Source organism: Undibacterium sp. TJN19 (assembly GCF_049339485.1).
Classification (GTDB): domain Bacteria; phylum Pseudomonadota; class Gammaproteobacteria; order Burkholderiales; family Burkholderiaceae_D; genus Undibacterium.
Genome location: NZ_JBMPPL010000005.1, coordinates 29760 through 52830, shown reverse-complemented (window position 1 = coordinate 52830; position 23071 = coordinate 29760). Strand labels below are relative to the sequence as shown.

Below are 23071 nucleotides of genomic sequence, written 5' to 3'. Positions count from 1 at the left end.
CTCATCAACTTCGATACATCGCGTATGCGCAAACTTCTTTATGTTCTATTGGTAATCTCCAGCTTCAGTTTTTCTCTTCCCACCCTGGCTGCCGATGAAGTCGCGAATGAGCAGGCAATCATCCTTGAGACTGATTCAGGAAAAATCTCAGGTAGCCTGCTCTTGCCGGAAAAAATTGAAAAACCTGCTGTGGTGCTGATTATTGCCGGTTCTGGCCCGACCGACAGGGATGGCAACTCGCTAGGCATGAAAGGCCAGAACAATTCCCTGAAAATGCTGGCGCAAGCTTTGGCAAAGGCAGGTTATGCCTCGGTACGTTTTGACAAGCGCGGTATCGCCGCCAGCGGTGCTGCGGCCACCAGTGAATCTGCCTTGCGGTTTGAAACCTATGTGCAGGATGCGACATCCTGGCTGAAAATGTTGAAAGCCGATGCGCGTTTTACTGAAGTCGCCATACTGGGCCATAGTGAAGGTTCGCTGATTGCCATGATGGCCGCACAGCAGCAGACAGTGAAAGCCCTGGTGTCCATTGCTGGCCCGGCACAAAATGCAGCGGATATTTTGCGTGAGCAATTCCAGGGGAAATTGCCACCTCTGCTGGCGCAGAAAAATGAAGAACTACTGAGTTCCCTGCAAGCGGGAAAACTTGTGTCTGATGCGCCTGCGGAATTGAAATCAATGTACCGTGACAGCGTACAGCCTTATCTGATCTCCTGGTTTCATTACACACCGGAACAGGAAATACGCAAGCTCACTTGCCCGGTATTGTTATTGCAGGGTAATAATGATATCCAGGTCGCTGTGAAACAGGCCAATGCCTTAAAGGCAGCAAAACCGGATGCCAGTCTAGTGGTCGTTCATAACATGAATCATGTCTTGAAAACAGTGACAGGCGACATGGCACAGCAAATGGCGTCTTACACCGACCCCGCTTTGCCCTTGTCACCTGAACTGTCAGAAGCCCTGACGAGTTTCCTGCGCAAAAACATGACTCAGGCTTCTAGACCCTGACATCGACGGGCGTGGGTTGGGTGCGCAGGCGAGGGTAGGTACTGCCTGCCTGGTTTTGATCCTGTAAATGCGCGGCTTCATAGGCCGCTTCGTTGCGGCTTTGATTGTCTGACTGATCATGTGGATCAAGTGCCACGGCCTCTACCCGGTCAACCGCGTCAACATCAGGAACTTCTTCGGTGCTGTCATCCCCCGTATTTTCTGTCGAGGTATGGAAGATACTATCACCCATGCGGTACGCCGCGACGGCAGCCGCAATAGCAGGGTTATTTGCCGGGTTGCTGATAGCAAACGGCAGCCACAACTGTTGATTAGTTAGCTGAGCCTGTGTATTGCTATTATCGGTAGCGCTGGTATCCGTTGTCACTGTAGTTGTGTTGCTGGCGGAAATTACCGGGTTTTGTGGTGAGGGCACGATTTCTTCTGGCCCTTCTGTCTGTGCAGGCGTATTGACTGCATTGGTAGCCACTGAATTTGTAGCAACTACTGTTGCAGAATTTTGCGCGTTCTCCTCTGCCGCTGTTGTCGCCTGCTGCGTCGACTGTGCTGTGTTGCTGGTATTACTGCCATTGCTATTGCTGGCGTTAGCCGTCAATGAATTTGCCACGACCGCAGCATTGGTGGCTTCAGTCTCAATCGCATTTGCAAAAGATGCTGCATTGGCGGCATTCGTTGTTAAGGCATTTGCCTGTTGTTCTGCATTTGCGCTGGCATTTGCCAATGCGATGGTATTGAGGACATCATTCGTGAGCTGGGCCTGGGTATCAATGGCAGATTTCGCTGCTGTATTCTGGATGGTCTGTGCATTTTGCGCGGCCTCATCAGCGGCTGCCTGCAGCTTGGCGGCATCGGTCAAGTCTGGATTTGCTGTTTGCGCTCCGGCCTGATTGAGATCAGTGCTTGCTCCTGTATTTGTCGCGTCTGTCGTATTTGTCGTATCAGGAAAAAGACTGGCTTGCACCGCAGTCGTGTCACCAGACGTGGCTTCGTTTATTGCTGAGGCATTCACGTCAACCTGGTTTTCTACAGCCGCTGAGGTGTTATCTGTGGATGCCGCCGCCACATCTGGTGTAGCCGATACGGTGGGCAATATGCCAGCCTGTGTTTCTTCCGTTACGGTAGCGTCGGGAGGTGTCGCTGCCTGGTTTGCAAGATCCTTGTTGCTATCGACCGTGGCCGTTTGACTGGCTTCTATTGCAGCCTGTAGTGCTTCATCACTTAACTCTGCCTGCAAAGTGGCGTTCGCATTAATGATCTCTGCTGCAGGTGCAGGATTCTCCGGATTTACCTGCACACCTGTATTTGTTCCTGTTTGTGTAGTAACAGCCGTAGCAGCCTGGTCATTCGCTGCCGTTGTAGCAAGTGGCAAATTGTAAGCCGTAGGTGTGACTGCCAATGTAGTTGCGGTAGGGACTGTAGCGCTGACAACATCTGCCGGATTTGCGCTTAAATCCTGACTCAGAAAGCTTGTCTCTACCTGAGCTAGACTCTGTAACGCCTGGGTAACGACAGACAGGGTTTGCGCCGGGTCAGTATTGAAAGCTGTTTGTAATGCCGGCAAGTCCACCGCAATTTGCCCGCTGTTCTCGCTGGCACCAGTCAGAACAGCTGATTGCGTGCCGATACCAATTTGCGCCAGGCTGGCAGTCAGTGTCTGGCCTGTATCACTGTCAGTTTGCTTATCAATGGCCTGCTGCAAGCTGTTTTCAAAAGAAGCACTCAATGGGTTTTGCAGGCCGTCATTATTCGCATCCTGGAAAGTATTGAACGCATTGACAAACAGTTGAGCCGCAGTGGCGATATTGGAAAAATCATTTAGTTTTTTGTTTGCCACATCATTGCTGATACTGGCATTATCCTGCGCCGCTATCTTGCTGCTGGCTGCATCGTTATTGGTTTTTTGTTGTTCCAGCAAGGTGATGGTTGCTGCCAGTATTTGCCCCATTGTAGAAACGTCAACGATGCTAGCCTGTCCGTTTAATCCACCTGCACCAGGCAAAGTCAGCGCATCAATGGCTGAAGAATTAGTCTGTATATTGGCGGCCGGTGTTATTTCTACGGCAGACACGGCGGCTAACGTGATGGGGGAGATATCCATGATTAAAGCTTTCCTGATAGCAGAGATAATTTGAATTCCAAACTAAGCTTTCATGTTGCCCTCGTCTGTACGTTATCTAACTTAGAGAATGCCTGCGGAAATCAATTGCCAGATTATTTTGGCCGGTATTGATGAAATGCGTTATGCAGAAATAAACTAAAAAGCCCTTCACTGATCAAACCTGAAGGGCTTTTCTTGTGTTTTACAAACTCTATTTCAGTGGTGGAATAGCTTGCGGTACCAAGGGTTTGATGGGGTGTTCTTTCAATTTCTTCTCAAGCAGCTGGATTGCTGTTTCCAGCTGCTGATCCTGTCCATTGAAGGTGGCATGTGGCAGGTTGCTGACTTCAACATCCGGTGTTACCCCTACGCCTTCTACCAGCCAGCGGCCATCCATGCCGAACTGTGGATTTTCTGCCGCCCGTATCATGCCATTGTCTGACAGGGAATTACCATCAGACAGCCAGACGCCAGCGCCGGCAGTACGTTTGCCAACCAGAGGGCCGAGATTCAAAGCTTTTATGCCGGCTGCAAAGGTTTCACCGTCAGAATAGGTGAGTTCATCGATCAAAACAACCAGATGCCCACGGAAAGCCTGTTGCATATTGGTATACGGGGCTGATGTAGGCGAAGCCCAGAATGCCCACGCCTTGCGCAGCAGTTTTTCGATAATCCAGCTATCGATATTGCCGCCGCGGTTGCGCCTGACGTCAATGATCAAACCATCTCTTTCTATGTTGCTGTAGAAATCACGGGCGAAACTGTTGATGTCTTGCGCGCCCATCGCACGCAAATGCAGATAGCCTATGCGGCCCTGCGATGCGGCATTGACACGTTCGCTACGGCTTTCTTCCCAGTCACTATAACGCAGGTTCGCATGCTTTTGCATATTAACCGGCGTGACTATGACGGCACGTGGTGCACGTTCACCACGTTTGATGTGCATCAACACCTGCTTGTCTGCCTGGTTGATCAGCAAATCAGAAATGTCACGCGCTTCCAGCACTGCCTGACCGTTGATGGCGGTGATGATATCGCCTTCTCTGACATCAAGGTCGGGTTGTGACAAGGGTGCACGTTCACCTGGCAGTTCAGCTTCGGTATGGTAGATATGGTCGATGCGGTAACCACTCGTAGTACGGCTCAGTACCGCGCCTAAAGTGGCAGCCTGGCCTTCCGGTGCTGCACGGCGTACATCGCCAGTGCGGAACTGGGAATGCAGGGTACTGACTTCGCTGGCCATCAGGCCCAGTACATCATTGAGCTCTGCACGGTCAGTGATGCGGTCCACCAGTGGCGCGTATTTGCTGCGGACCTTGTTCCAGTCAACACCACGCATTTTTTCATCGAACAGGTAGTCCCTGTGCATGCGCCAGGCGTCACCGAACATTTGCTGCCATTCGAGTTTAGGACTGAGGAAAAAACTCCAGTCGTTGATATTCACTTTGGCTTTGCTGATATCGCCAGGCTGCTTGGCACCTGCTTCAACGATAATGAAATCACCTGCCCCCGGGCCGTTCTGGACACGGTAGAAAATGTGTTTCTTGTCTGAAGATAAATCAAACTGGCGCACATTGCTGGCAAAAACTTCCGGCTGCGGATTGGTTTTGCTGATGGCCAGGGTTTTCAGTGTGGCCTTGCCATCGTTACCGTCCTGCTCGGTGAAATAAAGGCGTTTGTCATCAACTGCCAGACCACGATAATTACCGGATGCGACCGGGACCTGATACAGGCGTTCAGCCAGCCCTGCATATTGAATCGCAGGCAAGCCAGATTTGGCGGCTTTCTTGCTGTCATCAGACTTGTCTGTGGATTTATCAGCGGGTTTCGCGTCTGACTTGTCAGCAGGCTTGTTTGCAGGACTCGTCGCTGGTTTCTCCACCGGTTTTTCTACCGGCTTTTCAGTTGGTCTTTCGTTAGGTTTTGTCAGTGGCTGTTCAGCGGGTCTGTCATTCGGCTCTTCGACAGTTTTGACGGCGGGTTTATCCGTCGACGTATCGGTCACTTTATCCGTCGTTTTGTCGCCAGGTTTGCTGCCTGATTTGCTGAGTTCGTCATCTGCCTTGAACGGGAAGCGGTTATCGCTTTGCAGGGCCAGTGCATAAACGCCTGCACGTTTTTCAAAATACGGCCCCATGTTGCGATCGCCCCAGGGCGCGCGGTTACTGACCTGGAAATTACGGTCAGAGAAGAAATACAGCCAGCGTCCGTCTGGTGAAAATGCCGGCGAACCTGAAGTGTAGCGGTCACTGGTGACGAAATGAATTTGCCTGCTGGCGATATCGTACAGACCGATCTGTGAACGCTGTACCTTGGTATTGCCCCTGACGATGGCGATGGTCTTGCCATCTGGCGACCATACAATTTCGTCCTGCTTTTCTGCACCTATCTTGCCAGCATCATCAATGACCTGATTGTTCTTGGTTGCCAGATCCAGCAGCCACAGTTTGCCCTGCTTGTCGGTATGTGCCAGCCATTTTCCATCAGGCGACGGATAAATGTGGAAGCGATGACCATGGCCATTGCTGGTCAGTGCCTCTGGTGTGCCAAGGCCATTTGCCGGGAATTTCCATATCTCGTTTTCACCAGTTGTATCAACGATTGCATAGACATATTTGTCGTCATGCGAAAACACGGCGGCGCGGGCGCGAGCATTTTCTGGTATCGGCAAATCTATGCGGCGCTGGGCAGTGCTGCCTGCGACTGCCAGATGACCGCGGGCGGTAAATACCAGGCGTTCTTCTTTTCCAGCGACTTCCACATCGGTCAGGTAATCCAGCGGGGATTTGATCTGACGTTTACGCTGCTGGTCAAAATCAGACACGAGGTCGATATTCAGCATCTGGTCTTTGCCACTGGCGATATCGAATACCTGTAAATCAGCACCCAGTTGATAAGCGATTTTGCCATCACCCAGGCTGGCATTTCGTACATCCCATTCTTTATGTTGCGTCAGGATGTGTGCGTCGCTGCCGTCCGGGTTTGCCGTCCACAAATTGAAGGCACCGTTGCGGTCACTGACGAAATACAGGCGGCCTTTCCACCACATGGGGCTGCGGTTATTGCTATTGTCATTGGCAAACAATTGTACGGCCTCGGTCTTGCCCTGGATGTCATAACGCCAGACCTGCGCTGTCGCACCACCGCGGTATTGCTTGGCATTGTCACCAGTGACATGCAGGCCAAAACGCGTGAAATACAAAAACTTTCCACTGTCGTCCAGCGCAGCTTCATTCGCATCCGTTACCGGGAAAACCCGGCGCAGCATGGTTTGCGGGTTTATCGCCGCGACAATCTTGTGCGACGACGGGCCGGTACTATTGAGCGTGCTGACCAGCACTTCCCCTGATGGCGTCCAGCCCAGTACGCTAACGCCGTCATTTTCAAAACTGATGCGCTTGGGTACGCCACCTGTCATGGGCATGACATACGCTTCAGTTGCACCTTCATAAGCGGCCGAAAACGCCAGCCATTTGCCGTCATGCGAGATCGCCGGCAAGGTCTCTGCCGCAGGGTGGGTCGTCAGCCTTTGTGCCTGGCCACCGCTACTGGCCACTTTCCACAAATCGCCTTCAGCGGTAAATACGACGGCATCAGCGCGTATGCTGGGAAAACGATAATAAGCGGGTGCGGCATAAGCCGTAGCCATCAAGCCCATCAGGCTGAGTGAAAGCGCAAGTTTAGAGAGTCTCATTATTTGTTGTGAAGGTAGGTGGATTGGTCCGGTTGTGCGAATTGATACAAAAATAATTGATACAAAATATTTAATGCGGAAATGACTGATTTTGATAAAAAGGCTTAATTTTTTTGAATGATTTTGCCGGAAAACGACGCCAAATACCTGAAAATACAAATTCTTACAAATGTTAAGCAATGTTAAGTCAGGAAGTTCTGGCATACTTGGAAAATAGATGTTTCCAAGTGGAAATATCGCTTTGCGGATAGGCCAGAGGTGCATGATGAGACAATTTAGCTTATACAAAGTTCTTGTAATTCTATTTATTTCTACAGAATTTTCAGCATCATCGGCGCAGAATGTGACGTTTTCCATCGATACGCAGGCTGAACGCAAAAACATCAGCCCTCTGGTGTACGGTTATAACGCTTATGCCGATGGCACCGGGCGTGCAGGCTGGGCAAATCAGGGCGGGCAGGCCAGCCTGCAAAGCCTGAATTTACGTTCACGCCGCCTGGGCGGCAATAACATGACCAGCTATAACTGGGAAAACGGTGTCAGCAATTCCGGTGCTGACTGGTGCAATTCATCCAATGCCGGGGTCAGTGCGACTGCAGGTGCAGGCAACCCCAGCCAAAGCAATGGCCTGGCGTATTACGCTCCCGGTGCGGCATTGCAAAGTTTCCAGGATCAGTCACTGGTGCTGGGTACTTATTCCTTATTGCAATTACCCGCCGCCGGCAAGTTACCCAAAGATATCGTTAACGTGAACCCTCCAGGCACCTGCATGGGCTCACAATTGTGGCAAAGTACAGCGGGGCCATCGGATGTCGATGTTGGTCGCTGGGTCAATATCGTCAATGACAAGCCTGCTGCGGCCGGTGCGCTGAGTCTTAGCCCCGGCGTGAACGATGGCGCTGTCTATATAGACGAAGAAATTAATTTCCTGACGCAAAAATATGGTGCGGCGGCATCAGCCAATGGCATCAAGGGCTATGAGCTCGATAATGAGCCTGATCTCTGGCATCACTGGACAACATCGAGTGGCGACAGCGGCACGCATGCCAACCTGTATCCGCAAGTGACGACGGTGACCGATGTCATCTTGAGAAATATCGCGCTGGCAACCACAGTGAAACGCATGGACGCCAGCGCTGAAACCTATGGTCCTGCACTCAGTGGTTATCTTGGGCTGTTCAGCCTGTGGGCAGTGTGGGACGGTTCGCAATCCCACCAGCCTGCGGACTGGGCACAGTTCAATGTCGAACCTTATGCCAGCAATAATACCGGTGACCGGTATCGCTACAATGGCATGACGATGGCAACTGCCTATCTGGCCAGGATGCAGCAGGCATCGCAAGGCGCAGGCCGCCGTTTGCTGGATGTTTTTTCATTCCATTATTATCCGCAGGCATCCTACAATGCCACAGACCGGGTGCACGCAGCGCGCAGCTTATGGGACAGCACGTATGTGGAACCAAGCTGGATCACGCAAAGCGGCAATGGTTTTACCGATGGCCGTGGCTTGCAAATGCTGCCGAAATTACAGCAGGCAATCAATGATTTTTACCCAGGTACCAAGCTGGCTGTGACCGAGTATGATTTCGGCGGTAAAACCGATATTACCGGTGCTATTGCACAAGCTGATGCACTCGGTGCTTTCGGCAAGCAGGGCGTGTACCTGGCAACTTATTTTGGTGATGCAGAAAATTTTATTGCTTCCGGTTTCAAGATATTCAGAAATTACGATGGCAATAAATCGGTCTTCCCAGAAATCTCTGTCAAGGCTTTGTCAGGCAATAATGCCAATGCGGCAGTGTACGCTGCGGTCAGTGCATCTGACCCCAATACTGTGCATGTGATTGCCATCAACCGCCTGAGCAGCAGCCTGAACAGCAGTTTCCAGATCAGCCATCCTGTGAGCCTGAAATCTGCGCAGGTCTGGGGTGTCAGTGGCAACAATACCACCATTACCAGTAGAAGCGGCTTGAATAGTATTGCGCAAAATAAATTCAGCTATAGCTTGCCTGCGCGTTCAGTGCTGCACTTTGTTTTGCGTCCCTGATTTTTGGTATTTGTAATGAAGAAAGCCACCTGCACGCAGGTGGCTTTTTTATGAGACGACAATCTTAGGCGTTCGCTACTTTCAAAATCAGCTTGCCATTGTTTTCGCCAGTGAACAGTTTCTGGAAGGTTTCAGGGAATTGCTCCAGACCTTCAACGATGTCTTCACGGCTTTTCAATTTGCCCGACATGATCCAGCCCCCCATGACCATTGCCGCTTCCATGGCGCGTGGATAAAAATCAGCCACCATCACACCCTTCATCGTTGCGCGCTTGACCATCAGGTTCAGGTAATTTGATGGGCCTTTGATCGGGGTCGTATTGTTGTACTGGGAAATCGCACCGCATATGACTACACGGGCACCAAAGGCCAGTTGTGCCAGCGCCGCATCCAGGATGTCACCACCGACATTATCAAAATACACGTTGATACCATCAGGGCAATGCTGTTTCAGGGCCGCCGCAACATCTTCACTCTTGTAATCGATTGCTGCGTCAAAACCAAGCTCATCGACCAGATAGCGTACTTTGTCAGCACCACCGGCGATACCCACTACGCGGGCACCCTTGATCTTGGCGATCTGGCCGACGATAGTGCCAACTGCACCTGCGGCACCAGAAATGACGACTGTGTCACCTGCCTGAGGCTGGCCCACTTCCAGCAAGCCAAAATAGGCTGTCATGCCTGGCATGCCCAGGGTGCTCAGGTAGAGCGGCAAAGGAGCCAGCTTGGGGTCTATCTTGGTGATGCCGTTGCCGTCAGAGTAAGCATATTCCTGCATGCCAAGGATGCCGCTGACATGGTCACCGACCGCAAACCTGGCGTTGCTGGAGGCGACCACCTGGCCAACCGCCAGGGCGCGCATGACGGCACCAATCTCAACCGGCGGCATGTAAGAATTTTTGCTTTCATTCATCCAGCCACGCATTGCCGGGTCCAGTGAGATGTACAGGTTCTTGATGACCACTTCGCCAGCAGCCGGATCACGCACAGGCTCGCTGACGTAATTAAAATCGCTGGCTTTGACACTACCCTGTGGACGGGCGGCAAGTTTGAATTGATGATTGATGGCGTTCATGGTGAGTCCCTATCTGATTAACCGAGTATCTGTTGTTGGAGTCAGCAGGCGCTGACCATGAACAGCAGTATAGGTCGCTAATTGTTGCCTGATAAGATAGCTTGCGCGCACAATATTGTTGTCTATAATGAGACAATAAATGGGTAATAATGCGGGAATAAAGGAGATTTATGCTTAATCCACAACATCTTGCCATCTTTTCTGCAATTATCCGCGCTGGCAGCATCAGCAAGGCCGCAACCCAGCTTGGTTGTGGCAAGTCTTTGCTGTCAAGGCAGCTGGCCAAGCTTGAGCAAGACCTGGGTGCACGCTTGATACAACGTTCCACCCGCAAGCTGACCCTGACCGAGATAGGCGAACAGGTCTTGCATGAGGCGCAGCGTATTGATGCCGCATTGGCAAATATAGAACAGATGGCAGGGCAGCACCAGCAAGAAGTCAAAGGCCGCTTGCGTGTCACTTGCCCCATGCCCGCCGTCGGGCGGCTGGTACCGGTGATGATGGAGTTTTGCCAGCGCTATCCGCAAATTGATTTCGTGCTGCAAGTGGAAGACCGTTTGATTGATTTGATTGCCGAACAGATCGATGTCGCCATCCGTGTCGCCCACCTTGATGATTCCAATCTCATTGCCAGAAAACTGGTGGAAAGCCAGCGCGTGCTGTGTGCGGCCCCCGCCTATCTGCAAGATGCAGGCATACCTGTGAAACCAGAAGATCTGGCTACGCATTCCTGTCTTTTATATGTGAATGCCGGAAGAGTAAATGAAGAATGGCGTTTGCTGAAAGATGGTCAATACCATGTGGCACGGGTCAGTGGGCGCTTCCAGTCAAATAATGGTCTGGCACTGGTGGCCGCTGCCTGTTCCGGGGCGGGCATTTTGCTGATTGATAAACTGTTGGTTGTCAGGCATATGCAGAGTGGGGATCTGCTGCCGGTGCTGGCGGATTATCAACTGCCTGTCGGGTCACCGGTGTACGCGGTTTATCCGGCACGTGATTGGCTGGCGCTGAAGACGGCCACTTTCGTGGCCTTCTTGCAGGAGCGCCTGTTCAGCAATATCTGAAGAAATTATTGCTTTGCTTTAACCGTTTTGATCACTTCACGCAGCATGCTGATCATCTGGTCAATTTCTTCCGTGCTGACATTCAGCGCTGGCATAAAACGCAGCAGGTCAGGGCGGGGGGAATTGATGAGCAAGCCTACTGGTTCCATGTCACGGGCAGTTTCTACCAGTTGTGCGCCGATGTTTTCACCCAGTTTCAATGCACGCAACAGACCATACCCGCGCTCACCCTGCATGCCAAATTCTTCTGACAGTTGCTGAAGCTGCTTGCTCAGGTATTCGCCTTTCTCCTTGACTGAGGCCAGAAATCCTGGCTTGGTCAACTCCTTGAATACGGCAATACCCACTGCTGTCATCAGTGGTGCGCCGTTATAGGTGCCACCCTGGTCACCAGGCACAAAGCAGGCGATTTCTTCACGGCACAGCAGGGCGCCCAGTGGCACGCCACCGCCTATGCCTTTCGCCAGTGTCATGATGTCAGGCTCGATATTGGACAACTGGTGTGCAAACAAATCGCCAGTACGGCCCATGCCGGTCTGCACTTCATCAACGATGAGCAGCAAGCCATGTTTTTTGGTCAGTGCACGCAAGGCTTGCATGAATTCCGGACTGGCCGGCAATACGCCGCCTTCACCTTGTACCGGTTCCAGCATGACACCGACGGTTTTGTCTGTGATCAGTTTTTCTACTGAAGCAATATCATTCAGATCAGCCTTGGGAAAGCCGCTGACTTGCGGTGCAAAAATGGTATCCCAGCCAGGTTTGCCAGATGCTGACATCATGGCCAGCGTACGGCCATGGAAACCATGGTCAAAGGTAATGATTTCAAAAGCGCCATTTTTGTTCAACTGCCCCCATTTGCGCGCCAGTTTGACTGCGCCTTCATTGGCTTCTGCACCGCTATTAGTGAAAAATACACGGTCAAAGCAGGAGTTTTGGGTCAGCAAACTCGCGAACTCTATCATCGGGGCGTTATAAAACGCTGGCGACGGGTTCAGCAATTTTTGTGATTGTGCGACCAGGGCATCATGGATCACCGCAGGGCAGTGACCGAGGCTATTGACTGCCCAGCCTTGCAGGTAATCCAGATATCGCTTGCCCTTGTGATCAGTCAGCCACATGCCTTTGCCTTCGGTGAACACCAGTTCAGGACGGGGTGTGATGTACATCAGAGAATTTACGTTGTACTGACTGAATTCCATTTCAAGACTCCTAAGGTCGTTACAGTGGTAACAAAAATTAACGGGTATGTGATGAGTACTTACTGCAAGGTAAAAAAAAGCCACAGGGCTATGCCTGTGGCTGGATACTTGTGGTGCAGCTTATCTTACGCGCACGCTCACTCGCACATCGGCCCAGGCTCGCAAAGCGAGGCACGACGTCGCGCAATATTTGGTGAGGACATATCAGTAAAGATTTTCATAAAACGGATAGTAGGACTTTTTGCGCACTGCGTCAAAATATTTTTTGCCCGTCATTTCATGCATGAAGACAGGCAATATTGATTAATTGACCAAATCGGCCTCTGAAGTAAATGAATCTGCATAGAATTCTTCAGCAGGCAACTGGCATAAGGCAGTGAATTCACGCTTGGCCGATTCCACAACCACAGGTGCTCCACACGCATACACCTGGTAGGCAGACAGGTCAGCATGGTCAGCGATGACGGCCTGGTGCACAAAACCGCCACGACCTGTCCAGCCATCTTCTGGCAAGGCGTCAGAAATGACGGGCACATATTTAAAGTGCGGCAATTGCTGCTCCCATTGCTGGCACAAGGTATGCATATATAGATCAGCCGGGCGACGGCCACCCCAGTACAAGCTCACCGGACGAGTCGATTCTGTGTGTATCAAATGCTCAACCAGCGCCTTGATCGGTGCAAAACCGGTGCCTGAGGCCAGCAGGATGATGGGTTTTTCATTATCTTCACGCAGGAAGAATGTACCCTGCGGCCCTTCAAACCGCAGGATGTCGCGTTCTTTTAGCGTGGAAAATACCTGGTCCGTGAACAAGCCACCGGGCATATGGCGCACATGCAGGGTGATGTGTTCATCCAGATGAGGTGCGTTCGCCATACTGTAACTACGACGTTTGCCATCTCTTAACATGAATTCTATGTATTGCCCGGCACGATATTGCAGACGTTCGTTGGCAGGCAATTGCAGGGCTATCAGCATGACATCGGCAGATAATTTTTCCAGTTTTGCAATGCGGCTGGGCATTTTTTTGACGGGGTAATCGCCATCAGAAACAATTTCGCGTGCTTCTATGGTCAGATCCGAATCTGGCCGGGCACAGCAAAACAATGACATACCCTGGGCTTCTTCAGTCTCTGGCAGGGCACGTTGCTGATGCGGGCCGTGGGACACGCTGCCGCTGATGATCTTGCCCTTGCAGGAACCACAGGCACCGTTTTTGCAGCCATAAGGCAAGCCTATGCCAGAACGCAAAGCAGCGGATAATACGGTTTCACCTTCGTCACAGCTAAATTGACGACCACTAGGGGTGACAGTTACTTGAAAAGTCATACAATCCTGAACATGAAAAAACAGTTTAAACAAATTGGCAAGCCGCGCTTGCTGATCATAGGTTGTGGCGATGTCGGCATGCGTTTGTTACCCTTGCTGCGTGAACGCTTTCGCATCTTTGCAGTGACCAGTCAGACGGCGCGCTTTGCAGAGTTGCGTGCCGCCGGTGCCATCCCCGTACTTGCCAACCTCGATCAGCCTGACAGTCTGGCAAGTTTAGCAGGTCTGGCTGCTTGGGTAGTGCATCTGGCCCCGCCACAGGCCGAGGGTAAGCGCGACATCCGTACACAAAATTTGACCGCCATTTTACCTGACAAGTGCCGCCTTGTTTATGTCAGCACGACGGGTGTCTATGGTGATTGTGGCGGTGCACAGTTTGATGAAACCAGGCCAGTACAACCACAAAACGCAAGAGCGGTACGCCGGATCGCCGCCGAACAATGCTTGCGCGCCTGGGCCAGACGCACGCAATCATCCCTGTCCATACTGCGCGTGCCAGGCATTTATGCGGCCAGCCGGCTGCCACTGGAACGTTTGCAAAAGGGCACACCAGCCCTGACTGAGGCAGATGATGTCTACACCAACCACATTCACGCTGATGACCTCGCCAGACTGATACAGCTGGCATTGTTTCGTGCTGCGCCAAATCGTGTCTATCATGCGGTTGATGACAGTGACATGAAGATGGCAAGCTATTTTGACCTGGTGGCTGACAATTTTTCTTTACCACGGCCACCGCGTTTGCCCAGGCCGCAACTGGCGCAGCAGGTATCACCTGTCTTGTTGTCATTCATGTCGGAATCGCGGCGCATGCACAATCAGCGCATCAAGCTGGAACTGGGCGCGCGCCTGCGTTATGCGTCAGTGGCAGAGGGCATCGCCGCTGCTTTATTGGAAACAGAGAAAATAGGCAAAATGATAAAAAAGACAGAGCCCTGAGTTTCCACACTGGAGAAGCCGATTTGCCCGCCCATTTTTTCTATCATGGTCTTGCTCAGGCTTAAGCCCAGGCCGGTGCCCGCGTACTTGCGTGCTGCCTTGGCGTCTTCCTGAGTAAACTTTTGGAAAATGCTGCTCTTGAATTCTTCAGAAATGCCTATGCCATAGTCTTGCACTTCGACCCTCGCCTGGTCATCATCAACAAAGACGCGCAAGTCGACGTGACCTTTTTCACGCGAAAACTTGATTGCGTTCGACAGCAGGTTTGACAATACCTGGATAAATCGCTGTGCATCAACCCTGACATTGATTTCTTGTGTAGCCGACATTTCATAAGCAATACCTACGCCGAAATTCTGTGCGTAGCCAAGATTGGATTGCACGGTTTTCTGCACCAGCTCGCCCAGTGCCACGGTCTCGAAGTGAAACTGCATGCTGCCGTATTCCAGTTTTTCAAAATCGAGTAAATCATTGATCAGCGTGGTCAGCCTTGTCGCATTGTCATTGGCCATCATCAACATGCCCCTGGCTTTATCCGGTATGTCGCCAGCAACACCTCCCACCAGCAAACCAAGCACGCCACGTATGGATGTCAGTGGCGTGCGCAATTCATGCGAAACCGCTGAAACGAATTCGGTTTTCAGTTTTTCTATGCGTTTCTTTTCCGACAGGTCATGCATGATGATGACCAGTAAAGTCTGTTGCCCCAATTTGACCGTAGTGATGGCCAGTTCTACAGGGACTTCACTGCCATCTTTTTTCATCGCGACGACTTCTTCACGATCTGCACGGTCAGGCTCATCACCGGATGGCTGAGGAAATAATTCCCAGGAAGTGCTGCGCAAGTGCCGCGATAGAAACACCCTGGAGTCAGGATCGGGAAACAGGCTGAACATGCCCGTGCCAGGCAAGCCACCATGGGGGTAATTGAGTAAGACTTCTGCCGAGCGGTTGGCTGATTCGATGACGCCAAATTCATCCGAAGTCAATATGCCCTCTGCTGCATTGTCGAGTATGGTACGCAGGCGGCCTTCGCTGTTGTGCAATTGCGCAGTTCTTTGTGCCACCAGGTTTTCAATACCAAAGGTATGTGCTGTAGCCACCAGCAGATAGGCTCCCAGCAAGCCGGTAAACAAAAGACCGCCTATCATGGTAATCCAGGTGATCCAGGCGACGTGTGTCTTCCAGTATTCCGATGACGGTTGTGCCAGGAAAGCGTATTGCTTGCCACCGAAATTAATGGTTGACTGAAAAAGATAGCGGTTATCTACACGCTCAATGTTGTCAAGAAAAATCCCTTTTTTACCGGGATACGACAGGTCATAAAACTTGATGCGTACATTGCTCAGGTCTTCATTTGAGAGGATATCTTTGACTACGTCACCCATTCGGATCATGCTGACGGCTGCACCGGAAAAAGCGGTTTTTCTTTGTTCTATATTTCCTAGTGGCTTACCATTTTCATAAACTGGGGCAAACAGTAATACGTGCAGTTGCTGGTCACCGGCCTTTAATGAAATCAATGGGTCAGTGACGGTCAGGTTGCCACTGTCACGTGCGTCTTCTATGGCATTCCGGCGCACCACGCTGGAACCCATGTCGTAGCCAAATAGCTGGTGATTACTGGCAAACGGCTCTATGAAACGGACAGGATAATATTCATCCCTGACACTTGCCTCGATGTCGTGTAACTGCTCATCCATTTCCTGAATCTGGAAGCTGGCAAAGCCTTCTCGTAAAACGGATATCTCGAAATTTTCTCTTTGCTGGTGATTTACTTTGGGGACCCAGGACAAAAAAGAAATCGCTTTTTGATTTTGTATGGTGTGACTGACAAAGGTCGCAAAATCACTGCGCGTGACCATGTTGGAACTGGCATACAGGCGCTCTATGTTGCGCATGATGTCTGAGTGACTGTCGAGTTTGTTTTGCAGGTTCTGGCCGACCCGTTCTGCTTTCAGGCGAAATTCCAGTTGCTGCTTTTGTTCTTCGCGGTAACGGGTAAAGGTAAAGGCGGTGACCACCAGCAGCAGGCAGATCAATAAAGGCAGCATGACGCTCCAGCGCCTGGCATACCAGATTTCGCGCGGTTTACCGTAGATCACCATGACAATCGGTGCGATCGTCAGCACGCCGAAGGTATCCCCCGTCCACCAGCCTATCCAGTTGTTGATGAATTCTGACCAGGGCAGGATGTCGAACAGAACCAGTGATGTCACCCCTATGGTCGCGTTGGTCAGGCAGGCAAGCAGGCCACCCAGGATAAAAAACTGGAAAATGGCCCTGTCAGTACCGAGCGAAAGATCGTTACCCAGTTTTTTGCGTATCAGCCTGCAACCAATAGCAGCCTGCAAGCAGGCGCCCAGGGCGACGATTGCCGAGATGGTGATCGCCTGTGGCGTGAGGGCACCGAAATTCTCTATATTGATGAGTATATTGGCGAGAAAGGCACCTGCTGCAACACCGGGTAGCAGACGGTAACCGCCAGTCAGCACCATGCCAAGCGCGATGCCTGCTGGCGGGTAAATGGCAATGGAGTAGCCGGGAGGGATGGCCAGCAACAGGGATAACCTGCCCAGCAACGCATATACGGCAGCCAAGACCAGCATGTGCTGGAGAAGCTGTCGTATATTGCCTGCCTGTGCTGATTGCATTTCTGCCGGCCCTTAATTTATGCACTGATGTAAGCACCAGGCATCAATAAATTGCTAAAACGCGTTACCAAAATGCGAAAAGTAATTGCTGCAAAAACGAAATGGCTTCTAAATCAGGGAAGAAGTCACCTTCAATACTTCATCTGCTGTGGTCATGCCTTCGATGATCTTATAAGCACCGGCAATGCGCAAGGGCTTCATGTCATCCTTGATACTTTGCGCACGCAGGGCATGAATATCCGATTCTTCGGTGATCAGCTTGCTGAAAGGGATGGTTACTGTCAGTAATTCATACAGGCCGGTACGACCAAGGAAGCCGGTCTGACGACATTCCGGGCAACCGACAGGGCGATAGACAGTTTGCGGCTTCGGTATGCCCCAGTTTTCGGTCAGGGTCTCCCAGACGGCATCCTGCATTTCACCATCGGCGGATTTACAGTGTATGCACAGAGTACGTACCAGCCTTTGCGCCAGGATGCCGATGATGGTGGCTTCCAGCAGATAGTAAGGTACGCCCAGTTCCAGCAAACGCATGATGGCAGAGGGCGCATCATTGGTATGCAGGGTGGACAAGACCAGATGGCCTGTCAGTGCTGCCTGGATGGCCATTTCTGCGGTAGGCAAGTCACGGATCTCACCGACCATGATGATGTCAGGATCTTGCCGCATCAGTGCGCGGATACCGTCCGCAAAGCCAAGATCGATGGATGCCTGAACCTGCATCTGGTTGAAAGAACCTTCCACCATCTCGATAGGGTCTTCAACGGTACAGACGTTTACGTCTGGTGTTGCCAGCGCTTTCAGGGTGGTGTAGAGCGTGGTGGTTTTACCTGAACCGGTTGGCCCGGTTACCAAGATAATGCCGTGCGGCTTGCCAGTCAGGTGATCCCAGCGCTTTGCATCATTGATGGGGAAGCCCAGTTCAGGCAAGGTCTTGACCACGACTTCCGGGTCAAAAATACGCATGACCATTTTTTCACCAAAGACGGTGGGCAGGGTTGACAGACGCAACTCCACTTCCTGGCCTTCACTGGTCCTGGTTTTGATACGACCATCCTGTGGCCTGCGTTTTTCAATGACGTCCATACGCCCCAGCAGCTTGATACGGGCGATCATGGCCATCATGACCGTCGCTGGCACCTGATAAACCTGATGCAAAACGCCATCGATACGGAAACGGATAACGGAAATATCACGTTTTGGTTCGAGATGGATATCCGATGCGCGCTGGTCGAAGGCGAACTGCCACAGCCAGTCAACGATATTGACGATGTGCTGGTCATTGGCATCAACCTGCTTGTTGGCCTTGCCAAGCTCCACCAGCTGCTCAAAGTTCTGACGCAGTGCGGCATCATTTTTATTCGCCTTGCGGGCATCCTTGATGGATTTCGCCAGCGAGAAAAATTGTACGATGTATTGTGAAATTTCCAGCGGGTTCGCCAGTACCAGGCGAATTTCCTTGCGGGTGAACTTCAGTATTTCCTGCTGCCATTCCAGATTGTAGGGGTCAGTCGTGGCAATGACGACCATGCCGGGCGTGGACTCTACCGGCAAGATGTTAAACCGTGTGGCATACGACGACGACATCACGTCAGACACATGGGTAAAATCGATCTTCAGCGGGTCGATGCGGTAGAACGGCAGGTCAACCTTGCCTGCAGCCCATTCTGTGAGCCAGTCCAGCGTCAAAAGAATGTGGGGTGCGACCGCTGAGTGCAGCTTGGTCTGTGCCACTGCCGTCAGCGGATGCATGGACGCCGGGCCGTTTTTCAATATCCCCTGGCTGGCGTGAAACTGGGTTTTGGCTTCTTCTTTCGGGATGATGCCGTCTGCCATTAACCAGGTATAAATTTGCTGTAAATTTAAGCTGCGGTGCGCGGGTTTATTCATTTTTTTGGCTATTCAAAAAATCAGTTTGGATCACAGGCCGCTTTCAGGCCGTTTACCCAGGATTTCGCAGGCAATCTGGTACTGGCCTTGATATCGTTGGCACGCTCATACAGGGCGGTAAAGTCCAGTTTCTTTTTCTGCTTGAAGGCAATCGCGACGACATTGCCATCATGTACTTCGGGCAGGCACAATACTTCATCAAAAGCAAAGCGCAATGCCTTCAGGTTGCGCGCATAACTTGGATGGTCGCCAAACAGGTTGACTGTCAAAATACCCTCATCGTTGAGACAATTTGCACAGGCTTGATAAAATTCGGCGCTATCCAGTACCGGACCGCGCGCAGTGGCGTCATACAAATCCACCTGCATCGCATCGAAATGGCCATGATTATTTTCGTCGTTGACGAAATCCATGGCATCCATTTCCAGTACATTGAGGCGCTCATCATTCTGCGGCAATTTGAACATGCTTTCACAAATGGCGATGACGGAAGGGTTCAGTTCTACTGCGGTTACCTGGGCGGCTTCGAACTGACGGTAACAAAACTTGGTCAGGGCTCCTGTGCCCAGACCCAGTTGCACCAGATGTTGGGGTTCTTGAATGAACAGCATCCAGCTCATCATCTGCTGTGCATATTCCAGTTCAATCGCATCAGGTTTGCGCAGGCGCATTGCACCTTGTACCCATTCAGTACCAAAATGTAAAAAGCGCACACCATCCAGCTCTGACAGGGTGACAGGGGCAAACTTGGGTTTACGGCGGGCTTTTTGCGTTACCGCAGCCTTGGGGCCGGAGCGGTAATTGGCCTCGGCTTCAATAGATTTACGTTTAATTAGCATGCGCTTATTTTAACCTCCATCAAGCCCGTGGAAAGCAAATTTACATGATTCATGTATGAAGGAATAAGTTTTGATAAGAAATTCTCAAAAAAGCCCCATTTTTACGATAACGGCGATCCTGGCGTGAACGAATTGCTGTTTTCTGTAATGGCATGGTCGACATTTCAAACAAGGCCTGGAGTAAAATCCGCAGCACTTGCCTGACTACTATCATTCACTTTTACGCGTATTGATGAAATACAAAAAAACAGTCATCTTGCTGACCATCGCTTTGATTTTTCTAGGGGGCGCAGGCTACTTCTTATTCAAGCACAAGGCTGTTGACAATGCCAAACCCGAAGTTTTTAATGCAGATACTGCCATGTTGGCGATATTTGGCACCTATAACGATCAGCATAAGGGGGTATTACTGCCAGAACAAACTACCCAGAACTGGGATGTGGCGCAAGCAGATACCATGGCCACTGCACTATTTACGGCTACCTATACCGAAGCAGGTAGAAAAATGGCTGTGCTCGCGCTGCAACGTCAGCAGATGTTTGAAGGTGTCGTCGAAGAAAGTCATGCTACGGCAGCGGTAATTTCAGTGTATGTATTTGCCTTCAATGGTCAGCAATGGGTATTTGAGAAAGGTAAGAAAGAAGTTACCGAAGCTGGGGCGCATGGCAACGCACCTGGCGGAAAACTGATTCGTCTGGGGCAGGACAGATATGGCTTGCTGTTCAAGGGTGGCGATATCCATCAGGGCTATACCAATGACTATGCTTTCGTGATTTCTTTAAGCGATCCCAAACCTGCCAAAGTGCTGGAGTTGGATATGGGGGAAAGTAATAGTGGCACGTGCAGTGAGGACCAGAAAGAACAGGAAGAAAGTGGCTTGCAGGCATGTTGGGAACGGGTAGCGAAACTCAGTTTTTTGCAGCAAAATCCGGCAGATGCATACTTTGTCCTGCAGTTGACCACTACCAGTAATGAAAAAACCAGCGATCAACCTGATTCCAGTAAGGTGGAGAAGACTGGTGATAAGTATTTTGTGCGTACCGCGAACGGATATAAACTCAGTCGCGATCCAGGCCTTAAAAGTGCCAGCATAGTTTCTGACGAGCTTGTCAACAACGCAGGTGAGACAGTGTTCCACAAAACAGGCGCTGCCAGCAGCGCGAAAAAGGAGGGAAAATAAAATCAAGGGGCAAAGTGTATGGCGCTTACATCTTGTTACGAATGGGATGCGCTATGTTGATTGTGCTCATCACCTGATGTCAGCCCGCAAGGCTTTCTGCCAGTCTTTTAATTTTTCATCAAAACTTCGCATGGCATAGGCTGGCGAAGAAGAAGGCAATATCGCCGTCAGATAACCCCGTTCTTGAAAGTAGGCTTGCATTTTCCCTGCGGTCTGGCCGTTAAAATACAGCTTTTTCAATTGAGGATGGTTGGCTTGCAGGCTGGTGAAGTCGTTGAGTTTGCCTTGTCTTATAGCCGAATCCAGGCTGCCGGAACGGATGCAGGAATGAAATACATCCCATAAACCTATGCCGTGCGCGAGCAAGCTGTTCAGCCGCTGTTCATACTCCAGATTAATCAAATCAAGCTCCAGTGAGGCTGACATCAGGCGCCAGAATTGATTTTGCTTGTAGGCATAATACTGGTAGGCATGTAAAGAAGTCTCACCTGGAAAGCTGCCCAGTATCAAGGTATGTGTTTTTTCATTCACGACAGGGGGAAACCCTTGCAACAAGGCAGCTGTGTCTGAGGCGACAGGTGGTGTTTTATCTTTCATTCAGGCTCTCGCCATTTCTCGCAATGGATGGTGCTGCAAGTGTAACAAGCCAGCTTGTTTTTTTGCAGACGGCCGTGTTTGCAATGCGTTTCGTCAACCAAATCTTTGCCTGTGCGTTAACCGCACACAGTTGCACGCATACCGCCATTCAGGCGGCGCTAACCAGATATCCAGACGCTGGATGAAGGAGTTTATCTTGAAACGCATCATTATTTTAGCCGCGATTACCTGCCTGAGCGCTTGTGCAGTCAATCCGGGCAATTCTGGCAGTGTCTATAATGCACGTCAGACGCAAAATGAGCAAACCGTGCGCATGGGCTATGTTGAATCGATAAGAGAAGTAAGCATCAACAAAGGTCAGAGTGGTGTTGGCACTGCTGCTGGCGCGGCGCTGGGTGGTATTGCTGCAGGTTCTGCCATCGGTAAAGGGAATGGCTCGCTGGCCGCAGGCATAGTGGGTGCCATCGCCGGTGGCATGATAGGCAGTAGCATGGAAAAAGACATGACGCACGTACCCGGCATAGAAATTACCGTGCAGCTTGATAATGGCGAACTCAGAGCCATCACCCAGGATGCCGATGAAGCGTTTCGCGTCGGTGAAAGAGTGCGTTTATTGTCAAATGGCAGAACCACCCGGGTTACGCATTGATACTGGGACGCTGGTCTTTCATGACAGACATAGTCTGAAAAATCTTGTAACAAACCTGATACCAAAAAGCGACCGGCTAGTCTGGTCGTTTTTGTTTTCATCGTCTATGCTGGAGACAGGTATTCATCCTGTTTTTCAAATAAATTCAGGGAAGAATTTGAGGCATGCAGTAAGGCTGACGCATAGCTGTTATGATAAGTTTTGAATGGTTTCGCAAGGAGAAAAAAATGAAAAAAATGTGTATTGCCTTGTTTTTTCTGGCAGCGCTTTCCGGGCAGGTTTCAGCTGGTGAAGTCAGGGTGTCATGGCAGGAACCAGAGAAATTTACCGATATTCGGCCTTCTAATGAAAGAGCCTCCGATTTTCAAAGCAGGTTGATCAAGGAATTTGATCAGATGTTTGCCGAGCTGGCAAAAAAACTGCCAGACGGTTACCAGTGGGATGTGACCGTCACTGATGTCGACCTGGCAGGCGATGTCAGGCCCTTTTTTCATGCGTCCTATAATGAAATCCGCGTCATCAAGGAATTGTACTGGCCACGCATGTCATTTAATTTTGAGCTGAAAGATGCGCAGGGTAACAGCGTTGCCTCAGGCAAGGAAGATATCAAGGACATGGCATTTCTCATGCGGACAAACATACCGAGTGGCCATAACAGCTTTCAGTATGAAGAACAGATGCTGAGAGACTGGTTTCATACCCAGCAGAAGGAAAAAATATTTCCTTCCAGATAATGGTATTGAGGGAATAAAAAATGCCTCTGCATACTTGGTATGCAGAGGCATTTTTCACATACAGAC

At 50.9% G+C, this 23071-nt stretch carries 16 protein-coding genes and 2 pseudogenes; 7 read left to right on the top strand and 11 right to left on the bottom strand.

Translation table 11 applies throughout. From position 1 onward, the window contains the following. The first annotated feature begins 24 nt into the window (after nucleotides 1-24). Nucleotides 25-1011 (top strand): alpha/beta hydrolase family protein, encoded by a 987-nt coding sequence (locus ACO0LH_RS15455; RefSeq protein WP_422942005.1) that lies wholly within the window; start codon nucleotides 25-27, stop codon nucleotides 1009-1011. Here ACO0LH_RS15455 and ACO0LH_RS15450 read toward each other — a convergent pair. Both ACO0LH_RS15450 and ACO0LH_RS15445 read right to left on the bottom strand, forming a co-directional pair. Beyond that, on the bottom strand, nucleotides 1001-3109 hold the full coding sequence (locus ACO0LH_RS15450) for a hypothetical protein (protein ID WP_422942004.1): 2109 nt from the start codon (nucleotides 3107-3109) through the stop codon (nucleotides 1001-1003). The two genes, ACO0LH_RS15455 and ACO0LH_RS15450, sit on opposite strands and share 11 nt — an antisense overlap. 211 nt (nucleotides 3110-3320) lie before the next feature. After that, nucleotides 3321-6803: a S41 family peptidase gene (locus tag ACO0LH_RS15445; RefSeq protein ID WP_422942003.1), complete on the bottom strand. Its 3483-nt coding sequence runs from the start codon at nucleotides 6801-6803 to the stop codon at nucleotides 3321-3323. Nucleotides 6804-7146: 343 nt separating this feature from the next. On the opposite strand from ACO0LH_RS15445, the gene ACO0LH_RS15440 reads away from it, so the two are divergent. Continuing rightward, nucleotides 7147-8850: a glycoside hydrolase family 44 protein gene (locus tag ACO0LH_RS15440; protein WP_422942002.1), complete on the top strand. Its 1704-nt coding sequence runs from the start codon at nucleotides 7147-7149 to the stop codon at nucleotides 8848-8850. A gap of 64 nt (nucleotides 8851-8914) precedes the next feature. Here ACO0LH_RS15440 and ACO0LH_RS15435 read toward each other — a convergent pair whose 3' ends face one another. After that, nucleotides 8915-9928, bottom strand: a complete 1014-nt coding sequence (locus ACO0LH_RS15435) for an NADP-dependent oxidoreductase (protein WP_422942001.1) — start codon at nucleotides 9926-9928, stop codon at nucleotides 8915-8917. Between the two features lie 170 nt (nucleotides 9929-10098). On the opposite strand from ACO0LH_RS15435, the gene ACO0LH_RS15430 reads away from it, so the two are divergent. After that, entirely contained in the window at nucleotides 10099-10992 is an 894-nt protein-coding gene (locus tag ACO0LH_RS15430; protein ID WP_422942000.1) for a LysR family transcriptional regulator, read from the top strand. Nucleotides 10993-10997: 5 nt separating this feature from the next. Here the strand turns inward: ACO0LH_RS15430 and ACO0LH_RS15425 are convergent, their stop codons facing one another. Next, the gene (locus ACO0LH_RS15425) at nucleotides 10998-12194 is read right to left on the bottom strand and encodes an acetylornithine transaminase (RefSeq protein ID WP_422941999.1); all 1197 of its coding nucleotides are present in this window, start codon (nucleotides 12192-12194) and stop codon (nucleotides 10998-11000) included. Nucleotides 12195-12497: 303 nt separating this feature from the next. After that, on the bottom strand, nucleotides 12498-13523 hold the full coding sequence (locus ACO0LH_RS15420; RefSeq protein WP_422941998.1) for a CDP-6-deoxy-delta-3,4-glucoseen reductase: 1026 nt from the start codon (nucleotides 13521-13523) through the stop codon (nucleotides 12498-12500). Nucleotides 13524-13535: 12 nt separating this feature from the next. Between ACO0LH_RS15420 and ACO0LH_RS15415 the strand changes: the two genes are divergently transcribed. Then, nucleotides 13536-14462 (top strand): NAD-dependent epimerase/dehydratase family protein, encoded by a 927-nt coding sequence (locus ACO0LH_RS15415; protein ID WP_422941997.1) that lies wholly within the window; start codon nucleotides 13536-13538, stop codon nucleotides 14460-14462. Here ACO0LH_RS15415 and ACO0LH_RS15410 read toward each other — a convergent pair. From ACO0LH_RS15410 to ACO0LH_RS15390, 5 genes and pseudogenes are all read right to left on the bottom strand, one after another. Continuing rightward, nucleotides 14378-14896 (bottom strand): sensor histidine kinase, encoded by a 519-nt coding sequence (locus tag ACO0LH_RS15410; protein WP_422942251.1) that lies wholly within the window; start codon nucleotides 14894-14896, stop codon nucleotides 14378-14380. The two genes, ACO0LH_RS15415 and ACO0LH_RS15410, sit on opposite strands and share 85 nt — an antisense overlap. 15 nt (nucleotides 14897-14911) lie before the next feature. Then, nucleotides 14912-15613 (bottom strand): annotated as a pseudogene (locus tag ACO0LH_RS15405) (histidine kinase dimerization/phospho-acceptor domain-containing protein); the annotation flags it as partial. Nucleotides 15614-15781: 168 nt separating this feature from the next. Beyond that, nucleotides 15782-17071, bottom strand: a pseudogene (locus ACO0LH_RS15400) (CHASE domain-containing protein); the annotation flags it as partial. Nucleotides 17072-17224: 153 nt separating this feature from the next. Continuing rightward, on the bottom strand, nucleotides 17225-19006 hold the full coding sequence (locus tag ACO0LH_RS15395) for a GspE/PulE family protein (protein WP_422941996.1): 1782 nt from the start codon (nucleotides 19004-19006) through the stop codon (nucleotides 17225-17227). Nucleotides 19007-19026: 20 nt separating this feature from the next. Further along, nucleotides 19027-19845 (bottom strand): spermidine synthase, encoded by an 819-nt coding sequence (locus tag ACO0LH_RS15390; protein ID WP_422941995.1) that lies wholly within the window; start codon nucleotides 19843-19845, stop codon nucleotides 19027-19029. 232 nt (nucleotides 19846-20077) lie between these two features. Here ACO0LH_RS15390 and ACO0LH_RS15385 point away from each other — a divergent pair, with 232 nt between their 5' ends. Then, nucleotides 20078-21025, top strand: a complete 948-nt coding sequence (locus tag ACO0LH_RS15385; RefSeq protein WP_422941994.1) for a hypothetical protein — start codon at nucleotides 20078-20080, stop codon at nucleotides 21023-21025. A 69-nt stretch (nucleotides 21026-21094) separates the two neighbouring features. On the opposite strand, the gene ACO0LH_RS15380 is transcribed toward ACO0LH_RS15385, so the two are convergent. Then, the gene (locus ACO0LH_RS15380; RefSeq protein ID WP_422942250.1) at nucleotides 21095-21580 is read right to left on the bottom strand and encodes a DNA-deoxyinosine glycosylase; all 486 of its coding nucleotides are present in this window, start codon (nucleotides 21578-21580) and stop codon (nucleotides 21095-21097) included. A gap of 238 nt (nucleotides 21581-21818) precedes the next feature. Between ACO0LH_RS15380 and ACO0LH_RS15375 the strand changes: the two genes are divergently transcribed. After that, nucleotides 21819-22271 carry a glycine zipper domain-containing protein gene (locus ACO0LH_RS15375; RefSeq protein WP_422941993.1) on the top strand — a complete coding sequence of 151 codons (453 nt, stop codon included), beginning with the start codon at nucleotides 21819-21821 and terminating at the stop codon, nucleotides 22269-22271. Between the two features lie 227 nt (nucleotides 22272-22498). Further along, nucleotides 22499-23005, top strand: coding sequence for a DUF3016 domain-containing protein (locus tag ACO0LH_RS15370; RefSeq protein ID WP_422941992.1), 507 nt, complete (start codon nucleotides 22499-22501; stop codon nucleotides 23003-23005). Nucleotides 23006-23071: the final 66 nt, after the last annotated feature.

Coding starts and splice junctions, on each gene's coding strand:
- ACO0LH_RS15455 (WP_422942005.1), top strand. CDS start 25: ATGCGCAAACTTCTTTATGTTCTATTGGTAATCTCCAGCTTCAGTTTT.
- ACO0LH_RS15450 (WP_422942004.1), bottom strand. CDS start 3,109: ATGGATATCTCCCCCATCACGTTAGCCGCCGTGTCTGCCGTAGAAATA.
- ACO0LH_RS15445 (WP_422942003.1), bottom strand. CDS start 6,803: ATGAGACTCTCTAAACTTGCGCTTTCACTCAGCCTGATGGGCTTGATG.
- ACO0LH_RS15435 (WP_422942001.1), bottom strand. CDS start 9,928: ATGAACGCCATCAATCATCAATTCAAACTTGCCGCCCGTCCACAGGGT.
- ACO0LH_RS15430 (WP_422942000.1), top strand. CDS start 10,099: ATGCTTAATCCACAACATCTTGCCATCTTTTCTGCAATTATCCGCGCT.
- ACO0LH_RS15425 (WP_422941999.1), bottom strand. CDS start 12,194: ATGGAATTCAGTCAGTACAACGTAAATTCTCTGATGTACATCACACCC.
- ACO0LH_RS15420 (WP_422941998.1), bottom strand. CDS start 13,523: ATGACTTTTCAAGTAACTGTCACCCCTAGTGGTCGTCAATTTAGCTGT.
- ACO0LH_RS15415 (WP_422941997.1), top strand. CDS start 13,536: ATGAAAAAACAGTTTAAACAAATTGGCAAGCCGCGCTTGCTGATCATA.
- ACO0LH_RS15410 (WP_422942251.1), bottom strand. CDS start 14,896: ATGCAGTTTCACTTCGAGACCGTGGCACTGGGCGAGCTGGTGCAGAAA.
- ACO0LH_RS15395 (WP_422941996.1), bottom strand. CDS start 19,006: ATGAATAAACCCGCGCACCGCAGCTTAAATTTACAGCAAATTTATACC.
- ACO0LH_RS15390 (WP_422941995.1), bottom strand. CDS start 19,845: ATGCTAATTAAACGTAAATCTATTGAAGCCGAGGCCAATTACCGCTCC.
- ACO0LH_RS15385 (WP_422941994.1), top strand. CDS start 20,078: ATGAAATACAAAAAAACAGTCATCTTGCTGACCATCGCTTTGATTTTT.
- ACO0LH_RS15370 (WP_422941992.1), top strand. CDS start 22,499: ATGAAAAAAATGTGTATTGCCTTGTTTTTTCTGGCAGCGCTTTCCGGG.